Below are 23,841 nucleotides of genomic sequence, written 5' to 3' on the forward strand. Positions count from 1 at the left end.
TCGATACACACGAAAAGAGGCGAATATCGTTGAAGTATTCAGCTTTAGCAAAGGCAGGACTGGGTCTTGCCTTATTACTTGTTTTTTTGACAGCCTGTGGACAGCCGAAAGAGACGCGAGCCGATATTTTTAATCCGAATGGGATTAAGGTGATGCCGGTACGAGATTCATTCGGACAGATGGTCAATGTGCCAATCTCACCCAAACGGATCGCTGTGACTGACCAGCTGGCGATGGATTACTTGAACGCACTCGATGCGAATGTGTCGCTGGCAGCCAAACCAGCCGGTGGAAGCTATGTATTCCCACCTTACACTAACCAGGAACAGCGCGACAGCCTGACACTGATTGAGACATCGAATGGTTCACTTGATCCGTCTGCACTCGCCGGGCAAAAACCCGATCTGATCTTTACCGACAGTAGCGATCGCACGGCCTATGATGCCCTGTCCAAAATCGCTCCAACTGTCTATATCGATCCAACACTCGATTGGCGTAGTGAACTGTATATGTACAGCACATTCCTTGACCGCGATACGATCGCACGTCAATATATGAATGCTTACCAGAAAGACTCCAATAGTGCGAAGAGCACCATTGCCGCAGCAAATCCAGGCACAACCGCAGCGGTGATGATGAAGGGCAATACACTGCAAGTATACGGTAGCTCGCAGCAAGGCACAGGTGCGGTACTGTATCAGGATCTGGCACTGAAAGCGCCAGAAAGTATTCCAGCAGGTGCAGCATCGACTACTATTACGATGGCACAGCTCCAACAAATGAATCCCGACACCCTGTTTATTGCAACAAGCGAAAAGGAAGATACCGTAGCAGCTCTGAGCAAGCGTATGGAATCATCAGCAGACAGTGCAGCATGGAGTGGACTGAAAGCCGTACAAAATGGACATGTGTATATCGTTGATCCGGGCTTCTTCAATGACACCCCGCTTGCCAAATCATACGTCATCCAAACGATTGCAGATAAACTGTCTGGCCAAACATCTTAACGCCAAGTACACGATTTATGCACAATGTGCAGTCCTTTTAAAGCAAGGTGTTTACGCAAACTGATGTGCAGAGCGTACATGTTGTAACAGCAGCCTTCTTGCATTCCATCGTGTTGTACGGAGTCTACATCTGAAACAGTGATATTCGTCTATTCCATCACCTGTATGGAGTATACATCCTGAAGCAGTAACATTCTTGTATTCTATCAATTGTACGGAGCGTACATGCTAGAGCAGTAACATTCTTGTATTCTATCAATTGTACGGAGCGTACATGCTGGAGCAATAACATTCTTGTATTCCATCACCTGTATGGAGCGTACATGCTGAAACAATAACATTCTTGTATTCCATCACCTGTATGGAGCGTACATGCTGAAACAATAACATTCGTACAGTCCATCAATTGTACAGAGCCTATGTCGCGAAGCAATAAAATTGTTGCACTTCATCTCGATATGTAGTAGTATCTTAAATACGGTGATTCTTTCACCACTTCCTGTCTCACATCATGAACCACACACCAAGAGGAACGGGAAGTTACATATTGCTTGCGGTCGTGGCGGAATTGGCAGACGCGCACGGTTCAGGTCCGTGTGGGCTTACCCCCGTGGAGGTTCGAGTCCTCTCGACCGCACCATATGCTTATAACCAGCACGTAATCGATTCGTCGTTTACGTGCTTTTTTGTATGCTTTGGCACATTTATCTTAATCGTATAAAATATTATGTGTATATAGTTCATCGTGATATTAACTTGGTTACCTGTGTTTAACTTTACAGCTCTTTGATTTTACTGCCTGTCACTATTCAGCATCACTCCATCAAGACTAACTACTCAAATTCATATCGTATTTCGGGTACGTTGACTACGATACAATGGCTTTAGATGTTACATGCGAATTAGGATATTGTACAGCAGAGATGAATTGATTATGTGTTACAGTTATGTTTTGATAAGATACAGTAAACCAGATTTTAAATGGGGGTTAGGCAAGGTACTGGAGGGTTACATTACATATTTCTATATGCTCCGTATAGGTTCAGAAATAGAACTTTATCCAATCTACTCCGCTCCCATTTATTTAATAAAGCCGCCGAACGCATACAAAGTGCGAATCGACGGCTTTCCATTATTTTTCAACTTATACCTAATACCTATGCCTTCAAGTTCAAATGGGTCCATACCTCTTGATCCCATTCCCCGTCTCTGCCTGTTGATTCTAAGCGTACACAGTAAATTACATGTTCACTTTCCAATTGACTTTCATTTCCCACTTTAACTTCAAGCTCAGTCTCATGCTGCAATTTGCTGTAAATAGTTTCTTCATTACTTGGATAAATTACCCGGGTGAACTCGACTGCCAGGTAACGTCTTATTTCAAATCAGCAACAAACGTAGTTACACTTTGTGCAGGCAAGCTTACACTAAACGACGAACCCGACGTGTTCACAGAATCTGGTGCCAGATTACGGCTCGCATCGGTTGTCCAGGAGGACACTTTGGATACGCTACCGTTTTGCAGGGCGAAGTTCTGATTGGTTGCCGAATTGTTTTTGTTGATCGCTACGATAACGACTTTACCGTCGCCTTTGTACGCAGATACGAATACGTTATTGTTTGGACTTTCTGTTGCATCAACGCGAGTGTAGCCTGGGCGCACGAATTTGGAGAAGTGTGCCATACTGTAGCCGCGTTTACTGATCGTACCGTCTTCTTTCATCGGTCCGTATTGTCTACGGATGTACCACCATACATAGGTTTGGAAGTTGCCGACGGCCATCGCTTTGTGCATATGGTAAGCTACGTCGACACCTTCTGGCCAACGATCGGCAGAATTGTTATCGCTGTTAGGGTAATACACTTCGGTCATCCACAATTCTTTTCCGGCTCCCTTTTGCTGGAACAATGGGTACGAGAAGTTGTTGAACGATGTCCCGTATGTATGCGTTCCGAGAATATCCATGTTCGCCAGTGCCTGCGGATCGTTTAGAATCGGATCAGACATATTTTTCAAATACGAAAACGATTCGGGCGCGATCACGCGCGCATTGATCGAACCTGCATTTTCTTTCATAAAACGCAGCATTTCCTGTGGTGTCCACCATGTCCATGTATGCGCATAATCCGGTTCATTTTGTACAGAGATCGCATACAGATTCACACCGTTGCTTTTCATGTATGCTACAAACTCGTTCAGAAATTTGGCATAGTCTGCATATTTGTCATAACGCAGTCGCTTGGCGGATGGATCACCATCGTGATTAAACGTCTCAACCATTTCAGCGGGTGGATTCCACGGAGAAGCAAATACAATCGCACCGCGTGCTGCGGCTGCTTGAGCGGTTGGTAACTCTTTTGCCCAGTTGCTTTTGTTAGAGTCAATATACACACGCAGTACCGAGAAGCCTAACTGATTGTTACCATTACCAAATGCAGTATCACGCTGTGCAGATGTCAGATCGCCTGCCCACAGTGCATGGTTAATACCGCCAAAACCACGAATCAACTGCTTGGTGGATGACAAATTGACAACTGCATCGCCTGCGGCAGATACCGGGGTTGGTGAAACGACAGGGGTCAGTAGCGAAAACAGAGTTGCGACGACGAGCATCATATTGATCGATTTCTTGGTCAAATCAAACAAAATATCATCTCCTTGGCTGTTTTTAAATGAAACAGTGATTCATGTTACTATCTCTATTATGTATTTTTATACATTTATTGGGCAATATTATAATGACGTAGTGCTTTTGAAAATGATCACCAACAATATAGAAATGTATATCAATGTATAAGCTGTGCTTAATTCAAGCGTGATTTAAATATGGACAATAGGAACACAATGATAAGGAAATAATTATATCTTTTCTAAACGCGACGTATTAATATTTGGATGTTAGGCGACTTGTATAGAGCAGACACATATGAGACAGTTATCATCCTTTCCCCAACCTTTTACTCCTATCTTCACTACAAACGGTCATCAAGAACATCCTATGCGAAAACAGCGTAAAAAACATCATCGCTCCAGAGTAGATTCCTTACTCCAGAGCGATGATGTTATCTTGTCTTGTTCATATGCAGATGGAGAACGTAAACAGTACAAGCGGTTTGATCATCGTGTAAGCTTTGAGATGTGTTTACTCATTATCCATTCAGTATCAAATGAACTAAACTAGGTACAAATTAATAAATGTGCCCTATCCTACTCTTGCTGCGCATTGTCCCGATCTTGATCATCCGAACGTGAATCAGATGAGCTAGTATGAGCTTCACGCTTGGACTTTTTATCATGCTTCGGATCGTCGCTCAGTAGTCCTTGCAGCTCTTTCATAAACATATTAATATCTTTGAATTGACGATAGACCGAAGCAAAGCGTACATATGCCACCTCATCGACCGGATACAATTGTTCCATGACAAGCTCTCCAACAGCACGACTTTCCACTTCAGCCAGTGCGGTGGCGTATAGGCTCTTTTCCACTTCGGACACGATCGCATCAAGCTGATCTACCGATACCGGACGCTTCTCACATGCTCTGATCAAACCACGCAGCAATTTGTCCCGGCTAAATTCTTCCCGGCTTCCATCCTTTTTGATCACGATCAGCGGGGTCACTTCGACCATTTCAAACGTTGTAAAACGACGGCTGCAACTTTCACATTCCCGTCTTCGGCGAATCGATTTGTTATCGTTAGCTGGCCTCGAGTCCAGCACCTTCGTTCCATTGTGACCGCAGTAGGGGCATTTCACCGCTGTGTCACCTTCCTTTCATTGCTAATGCTTGTGCATTCATCTGGTGTGTCTGTTTGTTGTTTTAAATCACATTTATTGTTCGTCTATAAGTGCGTTATACATGCTGCATGATTCAGAAAAGGTAACAAGGCAGCTGTGCCTTGTCAAAATCGGTCATACAATTTGGTATATTGCTTATAATAATATAATACACGTTGCACATAATGTCTCGTTTCGCCATAAGGAATATCTTTGGCATCCTCTAGCGTACCGTCCCATTGGCCGTTTTTGATCCAATTTTTCACTTTGCCTGGACCTGCATTGTAAGCCGCGATCACAGCAACTTCGTTGCCGCCGAATTGCTGCATCAGATTGTTAATATACCAGCTACCCAGCTCAATATTCGGCTCCACATCATGCTTGACTGAATCCAGCGTCACATCTTTCAGATGCGCTTTTTCCATTGCCCAGGTTGCGGTATCTGGCATAAGCTGCATCAGTCCAAGTGCGCCCTTTTTCGATTCCATACTTGGCTGGTAATTCGTCTCCACTCTAATAATAGACGCGATCAGATATGGGTCTACCGCGTAATTCGAAGCATGGCTCCGAATTTCATCACGATATTGAATTGGATAAATAAGCGATAGCCAGCGTGTATTAAATAAGATCAATACGAGTACAATCGCGAACAGCGGAAGCAAAATTCGTTTACGTAGAAAGGTTTGTTTAAGCTTATTCATCGTAATCCCTTTCCTGTCCAATAACGCTCCAGTTGCTCCTCTGTCTGCTCCCATGTTCCGCTATTGTCGATCACAATATCTGCGCGCTCTTTCTTCTCCTCGATATCCATCTGTGCAGCCAGACGTTGTAACGCCTGCTGTTCGTCCAGACCATCGCGCTCCATTAGTCGCCGTAGCTGAATATTACGCGGTACATAGACGACCATCGTTTCGCTAAATGTATATGCACCTTTTGATTCATACAGTAACGGAATATCCGCAACGACCAGACGCTGAGGATCCGCCTGCTCCAGCTCTGCGACCCGTGCATGAATAAGCTGACGGATCGCCGGATGTGTAATCTCCTCTAGCGCTTTACGTTCTTCTGGACGTCCGAAAATATGAGCGCCCAGTCGCTTGCGATCCAGTGTCCCATCCGCCAACAACATCTCGGCACCAAAACGCTCGCTGACCTGCTGTAGCACCGGATATTCGGGCAACATAATCTCGCGTGCAATCTGATCCGCGTCTACCAGTGCTGCTCCACGCTTTACTAGCCATGCAGCGACCGAGCTTTTGCCTGTAGCGATTCCTCCGGTTAATCCTATATTCATGTTGTCACCTCATTGCTTTTTGACGCGCTGGCAAAGGCTGGCATACCGGGCAATAATGCGTGCCCCTGCCGCCGACTACGGTTTTCTCGATCAATGTACCACATTCCTGACACGGTTCTGCTTTGCGTCCATAAATGCGCAGGCTATGCTGAAACATACCCATTTCCCCTTGACCGTTCACATACGATTTGATCGACGAGCCACCTGCGGCAACCGCATCGCTAAGCGTCGACACGATCGCTTCATGCAGACGAATCAGCTGCTCACGGCTCAAGTCCGATGCAATCGTCTCTGGATGAATACCGGCACGGAATAGCGCTTCATCCACATAAATATTCCCGATTCCGACTACATAAGCTTGATTGAGCAGTACTGGCTTGATCATCGTTCTACGCTTGCTGATCACTGCGATAAACTGCTCATCCGTAAATTGCGGATCAAGCGGCTCTAAGCCGAGTTGCATCAATGGTTTGGATTGCATCTCTTCACCTGTTGCGAACAGATGCATCGTGCCAAATTGACGCACATCCTTATATCGTAGCTCTGTACCATCGGTAAAATGGAAAATCACATGGGTATGCTTCTCCACTGGCTCATCCTGATGATACACGCCATAACGTCCTTCCATTCGTAGATGCGATACCATGACCAATCCATCTAAAATAAAGCGCAGGAATTTCCCGCGTCGTTCAACCGTTTCAAATGTATGTCCTTGCAGTTCCAGGGCAAACTGCGCCGGGTCATCCGGTCGCTGAATAATACGTGGCAGCGATACGGTTACCCGTTCGATCTGTTTGCCGGGAATCAAGGTGTTCAGCGTGCGTCTGACTGTTTCTACTTCTGGCAATTCCGGCATTGTTGTTCACCTTTCCTTTGAGTGTGCACGAATGAGTTTGTGCAATTAGCAGCAGCCACTCCGGGAAGGAATAAGGGGACGGACTCAGGTGGAGCCGCGGGAATCTTTTAGATTAGGAATACATGAAGATTCCCGCCCCTCCAAAATCGTCCTTTCCCCTTATTTCCTTCCCTCCGTTACGTGATGCTTGCATCATACTCATTTGTGTACAGATGTAATATCGCAGTTTTATAAAATAGTGGTTCGTATATAGGCATCTATATGCACGTTCTAGCGTTTCTGAACGTGATGTAGGCATCTTAGCTTACTAAATGACAAGACATAATCATATTACTTTGCTTCGTACCAGTTGGCACCGTAGCTTACGTCTGCTTTGAGTGGGACGGACAGTTCTAGTGCGTCTTGCATGACTTGTGGTACTAGTGTCTTCATTTGTTCCAGCTCATCTGCGGGTACTTCGAATACTAATTCATCATGTACCTGGAGTAGCATACGGCTTTTGAGTCCATGTTCATTCAAGGCACGATCCATATGCACCATCGCTAGCTTGATAATATCGGCGGCTGTGCCCTGAATCGGTGTATTCATTGCTGTACGCTCGGCAAAGGAGCGTAGGTTGAAGTTCGAAGAACGGATCTCTGGCAAATAGCGGCGACGCTCCAGCATTGTTTTGACATAGCCATGCTGCTTCGCTTCATCGACAATATCATCCATATAGCGACGCACGCCCTGGAAGACGTCGAAGTACTGGTTAATAAAGTCGCCTGCTTCTTTTCTTGTGATACCTAGATTCTGGGACAGTCCGTAATCGCTAATACCGTATACGATCCCAAAGTTAACGGCTTTTGCGGAACGACGCATATTGCTATCGACCTGCTCCTGAGCAACGCCGAATACGTCCATCGCTGTCTTCGTATGGATATCCATATCATGGACAAAGGCATCTTTTAAGCCGGCATCATCGGAAATATGTGCCAGTACACGCAGCTCGATTTGTGAATAGTCGGCAGACAGCATCGACCAGCCTTGCTGAGATGGTACGAATACTTTACGCAGCTTGCGGCCTTCTTCCAGACGGATCGGGATATTTTGTAGGTTTGGGAACTGACTGGATAGACGTCCGGTTGCGGTAATCGTCTGACGGAAGTACGTATGCACTTTGCCTGATTTTGGATGAATCTCCTTCAGTAGACCTTCTACATAAGTCGATTGCAGCTTCGCTAGCTGACGATACGTTAAAATGTACTGTACCACATCGTGATAAGGTGCCAGTTCTTCTAGCACATCCGCACTGGTCGAATAGCCTGTCTTTGTTTTCTTTTTCACTGGCAAACCAAGCCGATCAAATAAAATCTCACCGAGCTGCTTTGGCGAATTCAAATTAAATTCCGTGCCTGCCAGCTCATAAATGTGCGCGACCAGCTTACTGATCTGCTGTTCAAATTCTTTACCGAGCGCACGCAGTTCATCTGTATTGACGGCTACGCCCTGCTTTTCCATATCTGCGAGAATACGAGATAATGGCATCTCCAGATCGCTGAACAGCGGTGTCATCTCATTTTGCTCCAGTTGATCACGTTGTAGTGGTACGAGCTGGCGAATCGTTGCCGCTTTGCGTGCTAGATGCTGGCTCAATACGTCTTGCTCCGGTACTTTGTACTTGGCACCTTTACCAAATACACTATCGTCTTCTGACAATACAGGCAGCCCATATTTGGAAGCAAGTGCGCTTAAACTTTGACCGGATTCAGTCGGATCAAGCAAATAAGCGGCAATCTGGATATCGAAAGCAGCTCCGGCAAAAGCAATATCATCCCAGAATAGCACCAGATCGGCGCGATGCAGATCATGTCCTTGCTTCGGAATCGAGTCATCGGCGAGCCATGATCGAATCGCCGTCGCCGCATCGCTTTTTAATACATCTGGTGTAAGGAAATAATATTCCTCCGGTGTACCGAACAGAACGCCGACTAGCTCCGCATGATGCGGATTATCGCCATGACTTTCCACATGCACAACGTCCACTGTATTCAGCACCGCTTCCAGCTCGGATACATGCTGTTCATCGAGCATCGTCACTTTCAGATCCTCCATCGGTGCTACATGACTCTCCGCATCGGCATTCAGTTCATCCAGTGTTGCATCGGGATGGGCGGCTACATCGCTCAGATTCAAGCGCTGCAAAATGGACTTAAACTCTAGCTTTTGCAATGCGGTTACCGCTGTTGCTGCCTGGATACCTTCATATTTCATGCTATCCCAGCTTGCATCGAAAGGAACTTCGCGGAAGATCGTTGCCAGCTCCTTGCTCAGACGCGCATCATCCGCATGTGTTTCGATCTTTTCCTTCATTTTGCCTTTCAGCTGATCGGTATTTTCCAATACGGATTCAACCGTTCCAAACTGATGCAATAGCTTGAGCGCCGTCTTTTCCCCGACACCCGGAATGCCCGGGATATTATCAGATGCATCACCCATTAAGCCTTTAAGGTCAATAATTTGCGCGGGTGTCAGTCCATAACGTTCTTCCACTTCAGCAGGGCCATATTGCTCGATTTCACTAACACCTTTGCGTGTTAAGGCGATCCGTACATGCTCGGAGGCGAGCTGAAGCATATCTTTGTCGCCGCTTAATACGAGCACTTCACAACCCTTTTGCTCTGCTTGCAGGGACAATGTACCGATAATGTCATCTGCTTCATAGCCTTCCAGCTGATAATGGGAAATGCCGAACGCGGTCAGCAAGTCTTTGAGTAACGGGAATTGCTCGGATAGCTCAGGCGGTGTCTTCTGACGTCCACCTTTGTATTCCTCATAACTGCTATGCCGAAAAGTGATTTTACCCGCATCAAATGCGACCATTACATGAGTCGGCTTGTGCTCTTCCAATACGCGCAATAGCATATTCGTAAAACCATATACCGCATTCGTATGCAAGCCTGCCGACGTAGTCATCGGCTGCTGCATCGCAAAAAATGCGCGATAAATAATACTGTTTCCATCTATTAACATGAATTTGTCCATAGTTCCTCCTGTGATTGGCGCCTGCGGACAAGTACCGTCTGCACCGTTGCGATAAGCAGGTCATTGTGGATGTCTCTTGTTGCCTGCGATTCCTGCTTCCGTACGCTATAACTGTGTTAAAAGCGGACCGATATCCTATAAAAACAGGACGTTTTCTTCCTTCTTCTATGATACCACAAGCCCTTGCGTTCCAAAACAAAAGGCACCGGAGAAGTTTCCGGTGCCTGCTGTTCTGCAACATGCAAAAGGGATATAGGATCTTTTCAGTTATCGACGTAGCCTATGGCGTAGCAACCAGCAACATCGCCTGCAATCATGAAGCCAGACGCCATTTGTACCGCGCCATGTATGGCGCATATACGCCTAAAAAATTCCGTTCAGCTACTCAGTGTTTAGTTATTCAGCGTTTATCTATTCAGTGTTAACTATTCAGATCAGGGCGTGTACCTGTAACGAGGTAGACAACGCTCTCCGCAATATTGGTTGCGTGATCGGCAATCCGCTCGATATAACGACCGGTCAGATTGAGCAGCATCACCTGCGGGCCATCCGATCCATTTTCTTTAATATATTCGTGCAATTCGCGAATCATACCGCTGTACAGATGATCGACCTGATCATCATCCGTACCGACTTTATGCGCAAGATCGGTATTTTCGTCCAAATACGAACGAAGCGAATCATCGATCATCTGCACGACGATTTCAGACATTTGGGGAATGTCTTTCAGCGGCTTGATCAGCTCTGTACCTTGCAAACGCAACGTAACTTTGGCTATATCAAGCGCCAGATCACCCATCCGCTCCAGATCGCTGGAGATTTTGAACGCGACGATAATACGACGTAGATCTTTTGCTACCGGCTGCTGGGTAATAATGAGGCGCGAGCCGATATCCATAATCTTTTCTTCCATTTCGTTCAGGCGATAATCGTTATCGACGACGCTTTTCGCCAGTGTGATATTTTTAGTTTGCAGCGATTGTACTGCTTCTTGCAGTGCTTCAATGACATGGTCTCCCATGGAAGTGAGCAACTCGCGAAGCTCGTACAGACTTTCATCGAACCCTTTCCGGTTAGGCATACATGATCCTCCTATGGCTGATAACTTGTTTGGAAAAGCTGGATATTCGTGAGCAGAAGTCAAGCATGACCTGTCAGCCGAAACGTCCAGAAATATAATCTTCTGTACGGGAATCGGACGGATTGGAAAATATCTCCGTTGTATCGGTAGCTTCTACAATTTCTCCATTCAAGAAAAAGGCAGTCTGATCGGAAATACGTGCCGCCTGGTGCATATTGTGCGTCACCATCACGATCGTGTATTCCTTTTTCAGATCCTGGGTCAATTCCTCAATCTTGAGTGTAGAGATCGGATCAAGCGCTGACGTTGCTTCGTCCATCAGCAAAATATCGGGCTGTCCAGCAATCGCACGCGCAATGCATAGACGCTGCTGCTGACCGCCTGACAGACTGAAAGCGGACTTTTTCAGATGGTCTTTGACTTCTTCCCACAGCGCAGCTTGCTTCAAGCTACGCTCTACAATAGTGTCCAGCTCCGATTTGGATTTGACGCCATGCAAGCGTGGGCCATAGGCGACATTTTCAAAGATCGATTTCGGAAATGGATTCGGTTGTTGGAATACCATCCCCACCTGTTGACGCAAGCCTTCAACTTCCACGTCATCACCATAAATGTCTGCGCCAGCAATTTCCACCTTGCCTTCGATGCGCGTGCCGGGGATCATGTCATTCATCCGGTTTAATGTACGCAGCAATGTCGATTTGCCACAACCGGATGGTCCGATAAATGCAGTTACTGCTTTTTCTTTAATGCCAAGTCCGATATTTTTAAGAGCATGATGCTTCTCATAGTATAAGTTTAATTGCTCGATACGAATAATGTCTGACACAAGGTCACACTCCCCTGATTTCTCTATATTCATAACGCTATGCCGCCTTCTACAGCGGCTGACATCTATACATAATACGGGATATTTGTAAAGCGTGAGCTTCCGAATTGTAAAGGGAGTGTAAAACTTAACCAGACGTATTCGTTAGACTTAAATACGCTATTGCAGCACCGATTTACTTTGCGCCTGCTGCTGCAATGTATCCATCACCAGCATCGTTAAGCGGCTCGCTTCGCCGGCTGTTCCATGCAAATGCTTCGCCTGCGCTGAGGCATGATCGGCAGCAGATGCCATCTCCGCGAATAGCTGATCTGCCTGCGTAATGCGCAGCATACTGGCATCCATCGTCTGCTCTGCCGTTTGACTCGATTCAGCAGATTGTCCGATCATTTCATTCAAGCTTCCCAGCAGACGGGCAATATCCGAGGACATGCCTGCGATACGCTCTGCCAGCAAACGCATCTCGGATGCGACAACCGCGAAACCGCGTCCAGCTTGCTGAGCGCGAGCGGCTTCAATCGAGGCATTCAGTGCCAGCATGCTACTCTGACCGGCAAGTTGAGCGACATCATCTACAACTTTACGTGCCTGTACGGTATGCTCCAGCATATGTTCGGCCTGCACGCGCTGACTGTTTACTAGCTGCTGGGCCTGACGGAATTGTTGATTCGCTTCCGCTAGCTGATGATGACCGGCAACGGTACGCTCCTTAATCTCGACTAGCTGGCGCGATGTTTCATCCGCAGCACCGCTAACGGTGCGAACAGCCTGGCCGATCTGCTCCACATACGTGTAGGAAGCTTGCAACGATTGCACACGTTGCTGCTCCGCCTGTGCTTGTAAATGACGGGACAGCTCCATCAGATCACGAATCGTAATCACACCGGCAAGCTTACTTCCATCCGTCAACAATACACATTCATAAAAGGCTTCGCCCTGACGTGCCAGCGCAGCATCGACTACAGCAGCCGGTGGGTCGGTCAGTTTCATCATCAGCGGTTCGTTCTGGCTAAATCGGCTTGTACTGCGTCCATAATACAGCTCGGTTGCAAACCGACTGGCCATCCGCCGATAAAATTGCTCCCGCATAATCAGACCAGTCGGCTCATTATGCTCGTTACAGATCGTGACGCAAGGCAGTTCTGGCTGCTCGCGGAACCGTTGCAGCGTATCTCCACATGTTTCCTTATCACGAATTTGCGGCACAGCGATCACATAATGATGCAGTTCGCATTCCGATGGCGATACGCGTTGCTCTGCCAGCCATGATGTGGAAGTAGAATTAACGTTTGATTGAGACGACATAGGCATCGATTGGGCTGCTGGTGACGGCGATGTTGATTTGGATAAAAGGGCGTTGGGCATTGGCACCTGACTTGAAGCGCTTGGCGCTTGGGCTTGCGCCACAGTGCTTGACGTTTGGACTACAGTTAAAGCCGAAGATGGGATCGCATTTGTACGGCTAGATGCTGGACGGATACGATCAGCGACTGAGCTGGTTGGTGTCAAAGCTGTACGACTCGTTGCTGTAGCTGGAACGTTAGGCTGGATTGTACTTTTAGGTACGGAATTTATCTGGTTGGCGTTCGCTGGTAGAATGCTAGTTGGTGTAGGACTGCTAGCTTTGGTGTTGATTATCGGCGAAATTGTTCGTTTAGCCTCTGATGTGGGTGCTGGTTTTGACATTGGATTCGTTTGGACACTTGTAAGGCGTGCTTGATCTTTAGCTGTGGCTGTTGAATTGCTTATTTTGCTAGTTGCGTTACTGTTCGTTGTACTCGGCGTTGGATTGGTAGGGGAACTTTTGCTCATATTAGCGGTTGTGCTTGTCGCTCTGCTCGTATGGGTAGCACTGCTCACATTGGTGGTTGTACTCGTTCCTTTGCTCACATGGGTAGCACTGTTCACATTGGTGGTTGTACTCGCCCCTTTGCTCACATGGGCAGCACTGCTCATATTCGCGGCTGTACTCGCCCCTTTGCTCGCCTGCGTAGTATTGCTCACATTCATAGTTGTATTCGGCGTCTTGCTCATAGCGCCAATGTGTTTCGTATGGGTAGTTTTACTCGAATCAGTCGTATTGTTTGTGCTTGTACGGATAGTTCGCTTTGGCTCTGTCATTCCATTTGGAGTTGCCGGCTTTGCAAACGTGTTGGATTGGGTAGCTGACTGAGCTGCTGTTGCAGGTACATTTTTGGTAGATGCTGTAGATGGAATAGTTGAACTTGTTAAGCGTACTGTGTCTGTTTTGAGAGTTGGACTATTTTGGGCTATCGTGCTGGCTGTTATTTGATTTTTTTCTACTGTGTTGGTTTGTGCTAAATTCGTTTGTGCGGTTGGTACCGGGTTCGTTTTTGCTTGGTTTGTTGAAACAGTGGTGCTTGTCTTCGCAATTGTCGATGCTGGCAAAGACCGAGACGACGAGACTTCGATCGTCGATGTCGATTGCACCGACGTAAGCGCAGATGTAGACATCATCGGCTTCGTTACAATGGCATGGCTATCAGGTTGAGTCCCCTCTGTTTGTGCTTTTGTTAGCTTTTCGTCTACTGTTTCCACATTCTGCAAAAGTGCAGGTTCGTTCGTAATAGGAGCAATTTGTTCATTCGTGGCAAGAGGGCGCTCATTGCTCACCAGCTGTCGCTCTGGCTCGTTGTCGGTAGCTATTGTCAAATGGTTGGCTGCATCGATTGGCAATACATCGGTCGATCCATCTGTATACTGCATGTCTGTTTGCTCTGATACAGATAGATGCGATGAAGTATCGTTAGGCTGTGTATAGGTAGGAGTGGAGGCTACTGGTTGTCGATCAGTTACCGTCGGTTCCGAAGTTTCAGCGATAGGCGTTTGTTTCCGTTCTTTTAAGGCTTGAGTAGTCAATGATATCGACTCCTTAGTTCTTTAGTATCACTCACCCCTAAAGACTACTCGATTATTGTAAAATAAACTGCATTATTTCTGCATACATATGTAATATAAACATTTATCCCAGTTTAATTTCGTCAAATAGAACTAGAAAAAAAGTGCTCATCACTCCGTTAACCGGAATGAGGAGCACTTGCTTTCTTACGTACAACTAATTTATAACCGACACCGCGGATCGAATCGATATGCACGGAGTCAGGATCTAATTCAAGCTTTTTACGTAATGAGCTAACATGTACGTCTACGGTACGCTGTCCACCGATATAATCAAAACCCCAGACCGCGTTCATCAGATCGTCCCGTGTCATCACGACACCTGGTTTGCGTGCAAGATACAGCAGCACTTCAAATTCCTTTGGACGCAGTGTAATCTGCTGACTGCCCAGTGCGACTTCGTACTTGTCTGGATAGATCATCAGATCACCAAGCTCGATTCGGCTTTCCTGCACATCTTCATCCGCAGGCTGATCTTCACGTCCGGTTGCACGGCGTAATACAGCAGCAACGCGTGCAAGCAACTCGGATACGCCAAATGGCTTCGTAATATAATCATCTGCGCCTGCCTTCAGTCCTTCTACTACTTCTTCTTCCGCATTTTTCGCGGTCAAAATAACAACCGGTGTGCGAATGCCGGAGCTTCTCAGCTTGCGTAAAATATCCAATCCCGACATTCCCGGCAACATCAGATCAAGCAGGATCAATTCGAACGACTCGTTTTGAGCACGCTCCAATCCAGCACTACCGTGATCTTCTACCGTCACCTCGTATCCTTCCTGGGTCAGGTTGTAGGAAAGCAGTCGGGACAACGTTGATTCATCTTCAATGACCAGCAATCGTTTAGTCATGATAACCTCCACTCGGGTTTACATTTCTTTCACCGTGACCAGCATATCACTATTTTGTTAACACAGTGTAAAAATATCAAATTTGATTATCCAGCAGTTATCGCGCCATTAAAATTGCTTCTTATTCAGCCTCGTCTGCCTGTAATAGCGGCAGATTTACGGTAAAGGTAGAACCGATATTAACCTCGCTCTCTACCGTGACCGCACCATGATGTAGCTCTACCAGATGCTTTACAATCGAAAGTCCTAAGCCCGTACCGCCTGAACTGCGTGAACGCGCCTTATCCACTCGATAAAACCGCTCAAAAATACGCGGCAGGTCTTTACGTGGGATGCCCATCCCAGTATCGGTCACATCGAAGATGATGCGTTCCTCGCCCTGCTCAGACACTATTTCGTGCACATTCAGACGTACCTGACCGCCATCCTGTGTATAGTTTATCGCATTGGATATCAGATTGACAAAAATCTGGCGCAACCGATCCTCATCTGCTTCCATGAACAATTCTTCCGGCACCTGCATATCCAGCGTAATATTTTTTTGCGCTGCCGAAGCGTTCAGCATCTCCCGAATCGTCTCGAAAAACGGCTGTAAATGAATCGGTGAAAAATTAAGCGGCGAGCGCTTCGATTCGATTTTGGACAGCTCCAAAATGTCACCGATCAGACGATTGAGCCGTTCACTTTCATCATAAATAATTTGTAAAAAGGAGCGTGCTGTCTGTTCATCATTCACACCGCCGCTGAGTAGCGTCTCAGCAAAGCCTTTTACCGCTGCAATGGGTGTCTTCAATTCGTGCGAAACGTTAGCGACAAATTCGCTGCGCATTCGCTCCAGACGACGAATATTCGATACGTCCTGAATGAGGAACAGCATACCACGGTACGTATCATCATCTTCAAACATCGGCACCCCATCAATTTCGATCAGACGTGGCTCTGGATTGTACAATGTCTGCTCATCATGAATACGTTCTTTGCGGCGTAATCCATCACCAAGCAGCTTGCTTAGCTCATAATGCTGCTTGAGTTCTTGATAGGATTTACCGATCATACGCTTGGAATTGATACTGAGCATTTCCTCGGCAAATCGGTTAATAAGGGCAATTTTACCGCTATCATCAACCATCACCATGCCGCCTGTCATATTGGCAAGGACACTTTGCAGTAAATCCTCGTTATCACGAATGACTTTAAGCTGCATTTCCAAACTATCCGCCATATTATCGATCGCTTTACCGAGATCACCGATCTCGTCCTTACGCTCCAGTCGCACCCGCGCCCCATAATCCAGACGTGAAATGCGATTTGCTACACGTGTAATATGCTCCAGCGGACGTGTCAGGCTGGCGGCGACACTATAACTGACCAGAGCCGCAATGACAAACAACACAAGCAGGCTGATGCCCATAATCGTCCATGTGCTACGTACGCCATCTTCGACGGCGACCAGACTCATCGACAGACGAATATACCCGTCAAACTCGCCTGGCTTTTGCACAGGTGCAGCTACATACAGCATATTTTCCTTAAGTGTGTTGCTATACCGTACCGCGCTACCTACACCATCACGTGCCGCAGCCACAATCTCTTCTCGGCTGGCATGATTGTTCATCGTACGCGGATCACTTTCAGAATCGCCAATGACCGTTCCATCTTTTTCAATAAAAGTAACACGTGAATCGGTCAGTTTGCCGATTTGTAATGCTTCGCGAGAATAATAGCTGAATACGTCATTCGAAGGCGCTCCATTCTCATTGCCTACAGGCTGGAATGCAAATGTCGTCTCCAACAGTCGAATTTCTCGCAGCATATTGTCTTCTAACGTCTGCTCATGCGAATTTCTGTAAATATGCGCCATCGTAAAAGCTGCCGCCAGGCCGAGCACAGCCAGCAAAAGCATAATGATGATGGTCAGACGAATGCGAAACGGTTTCATGCGGTTGCGTCAATCTCCTTTGATATAATTTGCTTCCTTCAGCCGTTGTCTGCTCCGGTATGCCTCTACACGTTGAAATATAGAATATTGTAACGTTGCCATCGGCTGCTGTAACATAATGCCCAGCACGACCGGCACTGCGGTTTGTGGACTAAAATAGCCCATCGCAATAACCATGCCCACCGATATGTTACGCATTCCAGAGGTGTACGCCAGCGTGACCGGCAATTCACGACCTTTCGCGCGAAGTATACCAGAACAGACGTAACCGAGTCCATAGCAAAACGCAACTGTAATGAGTACCGAAGGAATGACGAGCAGCAAATCGCCCTTGAGTGCACTGAGCTGCGGTGCAATGGCCGCGGCATTTAGCAATACAACTCCAGCAAAGCACAGCTTGGATAGCGGCTGTGTGATCGGAGCTGACCACGGCTTGAATTTGCCGCCAGATAGCTCATATACGACCATACCGAGTAGCGTTGGCAATACGATAATAAGCATCAGATCAAGAATCATGCCCGGTGTGTCAAACTGAATGCTGGCGCCAAATAGCCATTCAATCAGACCAGGTACGACAAAAGGACTGATCGCTGAATCGACAATAACGAGCGCAAGCGCAAGTGCCACATTGCCTGACGACATGCCGACCCATAGCACAGACGATACACCGAGTGGAATCGCTGTGAATAACACTAGTCCAATCGTATAGGGCGAGCCTGCGCCGAACAATAATAAACCGAGTTCATACGCAAGTAGCGGTGCCACCAGATGGGCTAGCACGAGTGTGAGCACAACAGGAAGGGGCTTTTTCAGCACGTCCTGCACATGTTTTCTGCCGCAGCCAATGCCCATTACAAATGTAACAAACGCAAACAAATACGGAATCCAATCGGTATAAGCAATTAACGGTCTGGACAATATAAAACCGAGCAGCAGCGTGCACGGAATAATCGCAAACATGTATTTTTCAAACATTCGTGTCCACATATCCATCGTTTCTCTCATCGTTGTTCCTTTCTCTGTCGGTGTGCCGTCTGGGATTGATTATCTTCCATCATAGCATAGTGAACTACAGATTCGACTTCCAATCGGGATATTCACCAAAAAAGTTTAACGTGTGCATAAATGAACGTGGTGAAAGAAATTCACCACCTCACTGATGGTGGGCTGATATAGCATATGAAGTTATAGTAAAGGAGGCTTGATTTGAATGATGTTGGAGTAGTTATCCTTGTGCGGAACATGGATATAGGACAGATGTAAAATTGGGTTGGGGTTGGGGTTGGGGTTGGGGTTGGGTCATAATCAAAATAGGTTTACGGCTAGTAGCTTGACGGAGTTTAATTTAAGTATTTAAAATGGTTTACGTCTTGAATATAGAAATTTCAACATACCCTCCAAACTAATATTTAATTTGATCACTATACTAGGGTGTGTCTTCAAAACTAATGAAGCTAGTATAGTTCTAAATGATTGCTGAAAGTTTGTAAAATCATTGTAGCGTGTTTCATTCGCTGATCAGAGCGAGATCATTTTATGTATACAAAAAGGAGCCTCGCAAGGCTCCTTTACTTTGTATCTATGCTTGTATGCATCTATGCTTCGATTCATGTATTTACATACAACTACTCTATTTCATCATACAGATCATTTCATCATAGAGATCGTAGTGTTCATTAACCGTTCACGACTTCGCCGCCATTAACGTGAATGATCTGACCGCTCACATACGAAGAATCGGTGCTTGCCAGATATACATAGGCTGGAGCGACTTCGTCTGGTTGTCCAGGGCGTCCCAATGGCTGGGATTGGCCAAATTCGCCGACACGTTCCGGGTCAAATGTTGCTGGAATGAGCGGTGTCCAGATTGGGCCTGGTGCAACGCCATTCACACGGATTCCCTTCTCCGCCAGATTCATCGACAGTGAGCGTGTAAAGGCAACAATTGCGCCTTTCGTCGAGGAATAATCAAGCAATGTTGGGCTACCCCGATAAGCCGTGATCGACGTCGTATTGATGATCGTTGAGCCTTCTTTCAGATGCGGCATCGCTGCTTTCGTAATGAAGAACATGCCGAAAATATTCGAGCGGAACGTACGCTCCAGCTGTTCTGCTGAAATATCTTCGATCGATTCCTGCACATGCTGTTCCGCAGCGTTATTGACGACAATATCAAGTCCGCCCAAACTTTGTACGGCTTGCTCCACAGCAGAGCGTGCAAAGCTTTCGTCGCCAATATCACCTGCAATAGCTACGCATTTGCGTCCTTCGGCTTCAACATAACGTTTGGTTTCTTCTGCGTCATGATCCTCTTCACGATAGATGATCGCAACGTCAGCACCTTCTTTGGCAAAATGCACGGCAACCGATCGACCGATTCCGCTATCGCCTCCGGTGATGATTGCTCTTTTGCCTTGTAGCTTGCCTGCCGCCTTATATTCCGTAGCTTGAGACTGCGGACGCGGTGTCATTTCAGACTCATGACCTGGCAACGATTGATCCTGTTCGGGTACACTTTGTGGTTTACTGGACATGTTCAGTTCTCCTCTCATTCAGTGCATGATGGTCTAACTTATGCAAGTCATTCTAAATGCGCTGAACTGGAAAATGCCTCCCAGTTCACTACGTTGCGTTATTACCACCCAGCTTGTACGATTAAACAAAATCAGCTAAATTCGCAATTGATGTTCAACAAACAACGATACAAATACATCGCTAATTGAAGGAAAATGAATATGTTCTATGTAGCGCCTGATTGTAACAGCTACTTTTAACATCATCTATGCCTATCTCATAATGGATTTAAAATCATTTCAATAAAACAATAAACAAGCCGATCTAGGCTGGGTAGCATGTGATCGGCTTGTTGTTCATCCGGTAGGCAGCAAACGCTGAAACCGGAATGGGAATTCGTTTAAATAATGTGACGGTATACCATAAAAAATGTCATGATGAGCAGGCATACAGCCAGGCCCATACTAAACGCACGAATTTTGCCCGTATAGACAGCAATATCTTGCTTTTGCTGGATGTTCGACAGTGCCAGACGAAGTGGCTTACCCATAATACCGCCCAGTGCAGCAATCGCCAGCAGTAACACGATAACGATAACCATCCATGCAATCGAATATGTACCCTTTGTCATCAAATAACCGCCCGTGAGTAGCTGTACGATCAGCCCAAACTGAGCGATACGGTTCAGCACCCGAATGATAGCAATCGCACCGGATTGCGATGATCCATCCAGAGCAGGCAGCTTGGCAGCAATAAACGGCAGCAAAATATAAAAGCCTGTCGATAGAGCGCCTAAAATGTGCAAAAACACGAGAAATCGTTCCAAAGCTTTTCTCTCCCATCAGATTAGATTTTGATCTTCCCTATGGTAGATGTCGGTTCAACAGTCAGGTCGAATACGGCTTCAACCTGAATTGATCAACATGTAGGCAAGATCCTTTGCAATCTTATTTTAACTAAACTGGTATTAAAAATATAGCTTGTTCCGAAATCCACTATTGGTTGAAATATGTATGTGGCGTGCTGATTTTGTATACAGCTTTTTATACTGCCTATAACAATCAGTTTCATTACGCTGTAAAAATGAATCGGGGATCGTGTATGGAGTTGTGTGCGTAGACCTATCTGGCAAGGCATAAGGGGACAGATTCTGGTAGAGCCACAGGAATCTTAAATACGGTTAAAGAAATATAACGTCATTAGAGCAATAACATCATTAGAGCAATAAAAGTAATAAAATCAATAAAAGCGATAAGAGCGCTAAAAATATTCAAAGCAATCACAGTAACAAACACGCCCAAAAAAGCCCTTAACCTGACCGCAGTAGCGGACGATTAAGGGCTTTTAGGCTATAGAAACAACTTGATTGCTTTATCGATACATCGTCAATATTGAACCTCTTATCAGCAGCAACGCAGCCAATGCGGTGTTGCCTACGGTTCTTTTAACGGGTAACGATCTGCAATACGTTGCGAACGGATTCAGCCGATTGGTTAAGAGCAGCTTGCTCATCTTCGGTCAGTTCCAGTTCGAAAATACGTTCAATTCCGTCGCCGCCGAGAATGGTGGGCACGCCGAGGAACAATCCATCATAGCCATATTCGCCTTCAAGATAGGCGATGACAGGTATGATGCGTTTTTTGTCCTTCAGGATCGCTTCGGTCATCTGGGTTAGTGCCGCGGCTGGTGCATAGTAGGCGCTACCGTTGCCTAGCAGATTGACGATCTCACCGCCACCGACGCGGGTACGCTGAACGATTTCTTCCAAGCGCTCTGGTGAAATGAGTGTGTCGACCGGAATACCACCGACACTGGAATAACGAACCAATGGCACCATATCGTCGCCGTGGCCGCCTAGCACGAAGCCTCGTACATCTTCGACCGATACGTTTAACTCCTCGGCGATGAACGTACAGTAGCGTGCTGTATCCAGTACACCGGATTGTCCGATAACACGGTTTTTCGGAAAACCGAGTGTTTCGTAAGCGACATAGGTCATGGCATCGACCGGATTACTCAAAATAATGACGATCGATTCTGGCGAGTGCTGCTTGATCTGTTCACATACGGCACGGACAATCCCTGCATTTGTGTTCACTAGATCGTCGCGGCTCATGCCCGGCTTGCGGGCTACTCCTGCCGTAATGATGACGATATCTGAGCTTGCGGTATCCGCATAATCAGCTGTACCGCGAATCCGGCTATCGAAACCTTGAACCGGACTTGCTTCCAGCATATCAAGCGCTTTTCCCTTGGTTGGGTTTTCGAGCTGCGGAATATCTACCAGCACTACATCGCCAAGTTCCTTCTGGGCTATCATCAAAGCAGTGGTTGCACCGGTAAAACCGGCGCCCACGATCGTGATCTTTTTGCGCTTAATCGCTGTCATGAAGCATCCTCCTACATGTTTTCGATTACTTTATCGGCAAACTCGGAGCATTTCACTTCAGTTGCTCCATCCATCAGACGAGCAAAGTCATACGTTACGGTTTTGTTGTTGATCGACGTTTCCAGACCTTTGTAGATCAGGTCAGCCGCTTCTTGCCAGCCCAGATGCTCCAGCATCATAACGCCGGACAGAATAACAGAACCAGGGTTTACTACGTCTTTGTCTGCATACTTCGGTGCAGTACCGTGCGTTGCTTCGAAGATCGCGTGTCCTGTTACATAGTTGATGTTTGCGCCCGGTGCGATACCGATACCGCCAACCTGTGCAGCCAGTGCATCGGACAGATAGTCACCGTTCAGGTTCAGCGTTGCGATCACATCAAATTCAGCTGGACGAGTCAGCACTTGTTGCAGCGCGATATCAGCAATCGCATCTTTGATGATGATTTTGCCAGCATCTTCAGCTTCTTTTTGTGCAGCGTTGGCTGCGTCTGTACCTTGCTCGTCTTTAATTTTATCGTATTGCGCCCATGTGAATACTTTGTCGCCGAATTCAGCTTCAGCTACTTCGTAACCCCAGTTTTTGAACGCGCCTTCTGTAAATTTCATGATGTTGCCTTTGTGTACCAGTGTAACGCTCTTACGGCTGTGATCAATCGCGTATTGTACCGCTGCACGAACGAGGCGCTTGGAGCCTTCTTCGGATACAGGCTTAATACCGATACCGGATGTTTCTGGGAAACGAATTTTGTTAACGCCCATTTCGTTTTTCAGGAATTCCAGCACTTTTTTCACTTCTTCTGTACCTTCTTGGTACTCGATACCTGCATAGATATCCTCTGTGTTTTCACGGAAAATAACCATGTCCACCAGCTCAGGACGTTTTACAGGGGAAGGTACGCCGTCAAAGTAACGTACTGGACGCAGGCACACGTACAGATCCAGCTCTTGACGCAGTGCAACGTTCAGGGAACGAATACCGCCACCGATCGGCGTAGTCAGAGGACCTTTGATCGCAACGATGTACTCACGGATCGCTTCCAGCGTATCAGCTGGCAGCCATTCGCCGTATGTATTAAACGCTTTCTCGCCGGCGAATACTTCGTACCATGCAATCTTTTTGGAGCCGCCGTAAGCTTTGTCTACAGCTGCATCCAGAACGCGAACGGAAGCTTTCCAAATGTCGCGACCTGTTCCGTCACCCTCGATGTAAGGGATAATCGGGTTGTTAGGCACCTGAAGTGTTCCATTGTTAATGGTGATTTGCTCACCAGCAGTTGGCAATTCGTACTTTTCAAAGTTCGGCATGATTGAAGTTCCTCCTCAGATTCATTCTATAATCGATCGTGTCCCGGTATCTT

17 protein-coding genes and 1 tRNA gene are annotated in these 23,841 nt (G+C 46.7%); 2 read left to right on the forward strand and 16 right to left on the reverse strand.

The window, feature by feature from the left end; all coding sequences use genetic code 11:
- Nucleotides 1-29 precede the first annotated feature (29 nt).
- A complete protein-coding gene (locus tag AAHF22_RS02500) occupies nt 30-1,007 on the forward strand; it encodes an ABC transporter substrate-binding protein (protein ID WP_347323383.1) in 978 nt (325 codons plus the stop codon).
- Between the two features lie 553 nt (nt 1,008-1,560).
- Nucleotides 1,561-1,647: transfer RNA gene (locus tag AAHF22_RS02505), tRNA-Leu, on the forward strand.
- Between the two features lie 735 nt (nt 1,648-2,382).
- Here AAHF22_RS02505 and xynC read toward each other — a convergent pair.
- The 16 genes from xynC to icd form a co-directional block, all read right to left on the reverse strand.
- Nucleotides 2,383-3,624 (reverse strand): glucuronoarabinoxylan endo-1,4-beta-xylanase XynC, encoded by a 1,242-nt coding sequence (xynC, locus tag AAHF22_RS02510; protein WP_347323549.1) that lies wholly within the window; start codon nt 3,622-3,624, stop codon nt 2,383-2,385.
- Between the two features lie 591 nt (nt 3,625-4,215).
- Nucleotides 4,216-4,764, reverse strand: coding sequence for a transcriptional regulator NrdR (gene nrdR, locus AAHF22_RS02515; RefSeq protein ID WP_347323384.1), 549 nt, complete (start codon nt 4,762-4,764; stop codon nt 4,216-4,218).
- Between the two features lie 146 nt (nt 4,765-4,910).
- A complete protein-coding gene (locus AAHF22_RS02520; RefSeq protein WP_347323385.1) occupies nt 4,911-5,486 on the reverse strand; it encodes a lytic transglycosylase domain-containing protein in 576 nt (191 codons plus the stop codon).
- Nucleotides 5,483-6,079: a dephospho-CoA kinase gene (gene coaE, locus AAHF22_RS02525; protein ID WP_347323386.1), complete on the reverse strand. Its 597-nt coding sequence runs from the start codon at nt 6,077-6,079 to the stop codon at nt 5,483-5,485. The genes AAHF22_RS02520 and coaE overlap by 4 nt, the downstream gene beginning before the upstream one ends.
- 4 nt (nt 6,080-6,083) lie before the next feature.
- Nucleotides 6,084-6,935: a DNA-formamidopyrimidine glycosylase gene (mutM, locus tag AAHF22_RS02530; protein ID WP_347323387.1), complete on the reverse strand. Its 852-nt coding sequence runs from the start codon at nt 6,933-6,935 to the stop codon at nt 6,084-6,086.
- A 330-nt stretch (nt 6,936-7,265) separates the two neighbouring features.
- On the reverse strand, nt 7,266-9,959 hold the full coding sequence (polA, locus tag AAHF22_RS02535; protein WP_347323388.1) for a DNA polymerase I: 2,694 nt from the start codon (nt 9,957-9,959) through the stop codon (nt 7,266-7,268).
- Between the two features lie 421 nt (nt 9,960-10,380).
- Nucleotides 10,381-11,040 (reverse strand): phosphate signaling complex protein PhoU, encoded by a 660-nt coding sequence (phoU, locus tag AAHF22_RS02540; protein ID WP_347323389.1) that lies wholly within the window; start codon nt 11,038-11,040, stop codon nt 10,381-10,383.
- A gap of 73 nt (nt 11,041-11,113) precedes the next feature.
- Nucleotides 11,114-11,869 (reverse strand): phosphate ABC transporter ATP-binding protein PstB, encoded by a 756-nt coding sequence (gene pstB / locus AAHF22_RS02545; RefSeq protein WP_371834000.1) that lies wholly within the window; start codon nt 11,867-11,869, stop codon nt 11,114-11,116.
- A gap of 159 nt (nt 11,870-12,028) precedes the next feature.
- Nucleotides 12,029-14,749 (reverse strand): methyl-accepting chemotaxis protein, encoded by a 2,721-nt coding sequence (locus tag AAHF22_RS02550; protein ID WP_347323391.1) that lies wholly within the window; start codon nt 14,747-14,749, stop codon nt 12,029-12,031.
- Between the two features lie 158 nt (nt 14,750-14,907).
- Nucleotides 14,908-15,639, reverse strand: a complete 732-nt coding sequence (locus tag AAHF22_RS02555) for a response regulator transcription factor (protein ID WP_347323392.1) — start codon at nt 15,637-15,639, stop codon at nt 14,908-14,910.
- A gap of 121 nt (nt 15,640-15,760) precedes the next feature.
- Nucleotides 15,761-17,578, reverse strand: a complete 1,818-nt coding sequence (gene pnpS, locus AAHF22_RS02560; protein ID WP_347323393.1) for a two-component system histidine kinase PnpS — start codon at nt 17,576-17,578, stop codon at nt 15,761-15,763.
- Between the two features lie 9 nt (nt 17,579-17,587).
- Nucleotides 17,588-18,583, reverse strand: coding sequence for a bile acid:sodium symporter family protein (locus AAHF22_RS02565; protein WP_347323394.1), 996 nt, complete (start codon nt 18,581-18,583; stop codon nt 17,588-17,590).
- A 671-nt stretch (nt 18,584-19,254) separates the two neighbouring features.
- Nucleotides 19,255-20,112, reverse strand: a complete 858-nt coding sequence (locus AAHF22_RS02570) for an SDR family oxidoreductase (RefSeq protein ID WP_347323395.1) — start codon at nt 20,110-20,112, stop codon at nt 19,255-19,257.
- A 380-nt stretch (nt 20,113-20,492) separates the two neighbouring features.
- A complete protein-coding gene (locus AAHF22_RS02575; RefSeq protein WP_347323396.1) occupies nt 20,493-20,918 on the reverse strand; it encodes a hypothetical protein in 426 nt (141 codons plus the stop codon).
- A 618-nt stretch (nt 20,919-21,536) separates the two neighbouring features.
- Entirely contained in the window at nt 21,537-22,481 is a 945-nt protein-coding gene (gene mdh / locus AAHF22_RS02580) for a malate dehydrogenase (RefSeq protein ID WP_347323397.1), read from the reverse strand.
- A gap of 11 nt (nt 22,482-22,492) precedes the next feature.
- Nucleotides 22,493-23,788: an NADP-dependent isocitrate dehydrogenase gene (gene icd, locus AAHF22_RS02585; protein ID WP_347323398.1), complete on the reverse strand. Its 1,296-nt coding sequence runs from the start codon at nt 23,786-23,788 to the stop codon at nt 22,493-22,495.
- Between the last annotated feature and the right edge of the window lie 53 nt (nt 23,789-23,841).

It is taken from the genome of Paenibacillus wenxiniae (assembly GCF_039822605.1).
Taxonomy (GTDB): Bacteria; Bacillota; Bacilli; order Paenibacillales; family Paenibacillaceae; genus Saccharibacillus; species Saccharibacillus wenxiniae.

Coding starts and splice junctions, on each gene's coding strand:
- xynC (WP_347323549.1), bottom strand. CDS start 3,624: ATGATGCTCGTCGTCGCAACTCTGTTTTCGCTACTGACCCCTGTCGTT.
- AAHF22_RS02520 (WP_347323385.1), bottom strand. CDS start 5,486: ATGAATAAGCTTAAACAAACCTTTCTACGTAAACGAATTTTGCTTCCG.
- coaE (WP_347323386.1), bottom strand. CDS start 6,079: ATGAATATAGGATTAACCGGAGGAATCGCTACAGGCAAAAGCTCGGTC.
- mutM (WP_347323387.1), bottom strand. CDS start 6,935: ATGCCGGAATTGCCAGAAGTAGAAACAGTCAGACGCACGCTGAACACC.
- polA (WP_347323388.1), bottom strand. CDS start 9,959: ATGGACAAATTCATGTTAATAGATGGAAACAGTATTATTTATCGCGCA.
- phoU (WP_347323389.1), bottom strand. CDS start 11,040: ATGCCTAACCGGAAAGGGTTCGATGAAAGTCTGTACGAGCTTCGCGAG.
- AAHF22_RS02555 (WP_347323392.1), bottom strand. CDS start 15,639: ATGACTAAACGATTGCTGGTCATTGAAGATGAATCAACGTTGTCCCGA.
- pnpS (WP_347323393.1), bottom strand. CDS start 17,578: ATGAAACCGTTTCGCATTCGTCTGACCATCATCATTATGCTTTTGCTG.
- AAHF22_RS02565 (WP_347323394.1), bottom strand. CDS start 18,583: ATGAGAGAAACGATGGATATGTGGACACGAATGTTTGAAAAATACATG.
- AAHF22_RS02570 (WP_347323395.1), bottom strand. CDS start 20,112: ATGTCCAGTAAACCACAAAGTGTACCCGAACAGGATCAATCGTTGCCA.
- mdh (WP_347323397.1), bottom strand. CDS start 22,481: ATGACAGCGATTAAGCGCAAAAAGATCACGATCGTGGGCGCCGGTTTT.
- icd (WP_347323398.1), bottom strand. CDS start 23,788: ATGCCGAACTTTGAAAAGTACGAATTGCCAACTGCTGGTGAGCAAATC.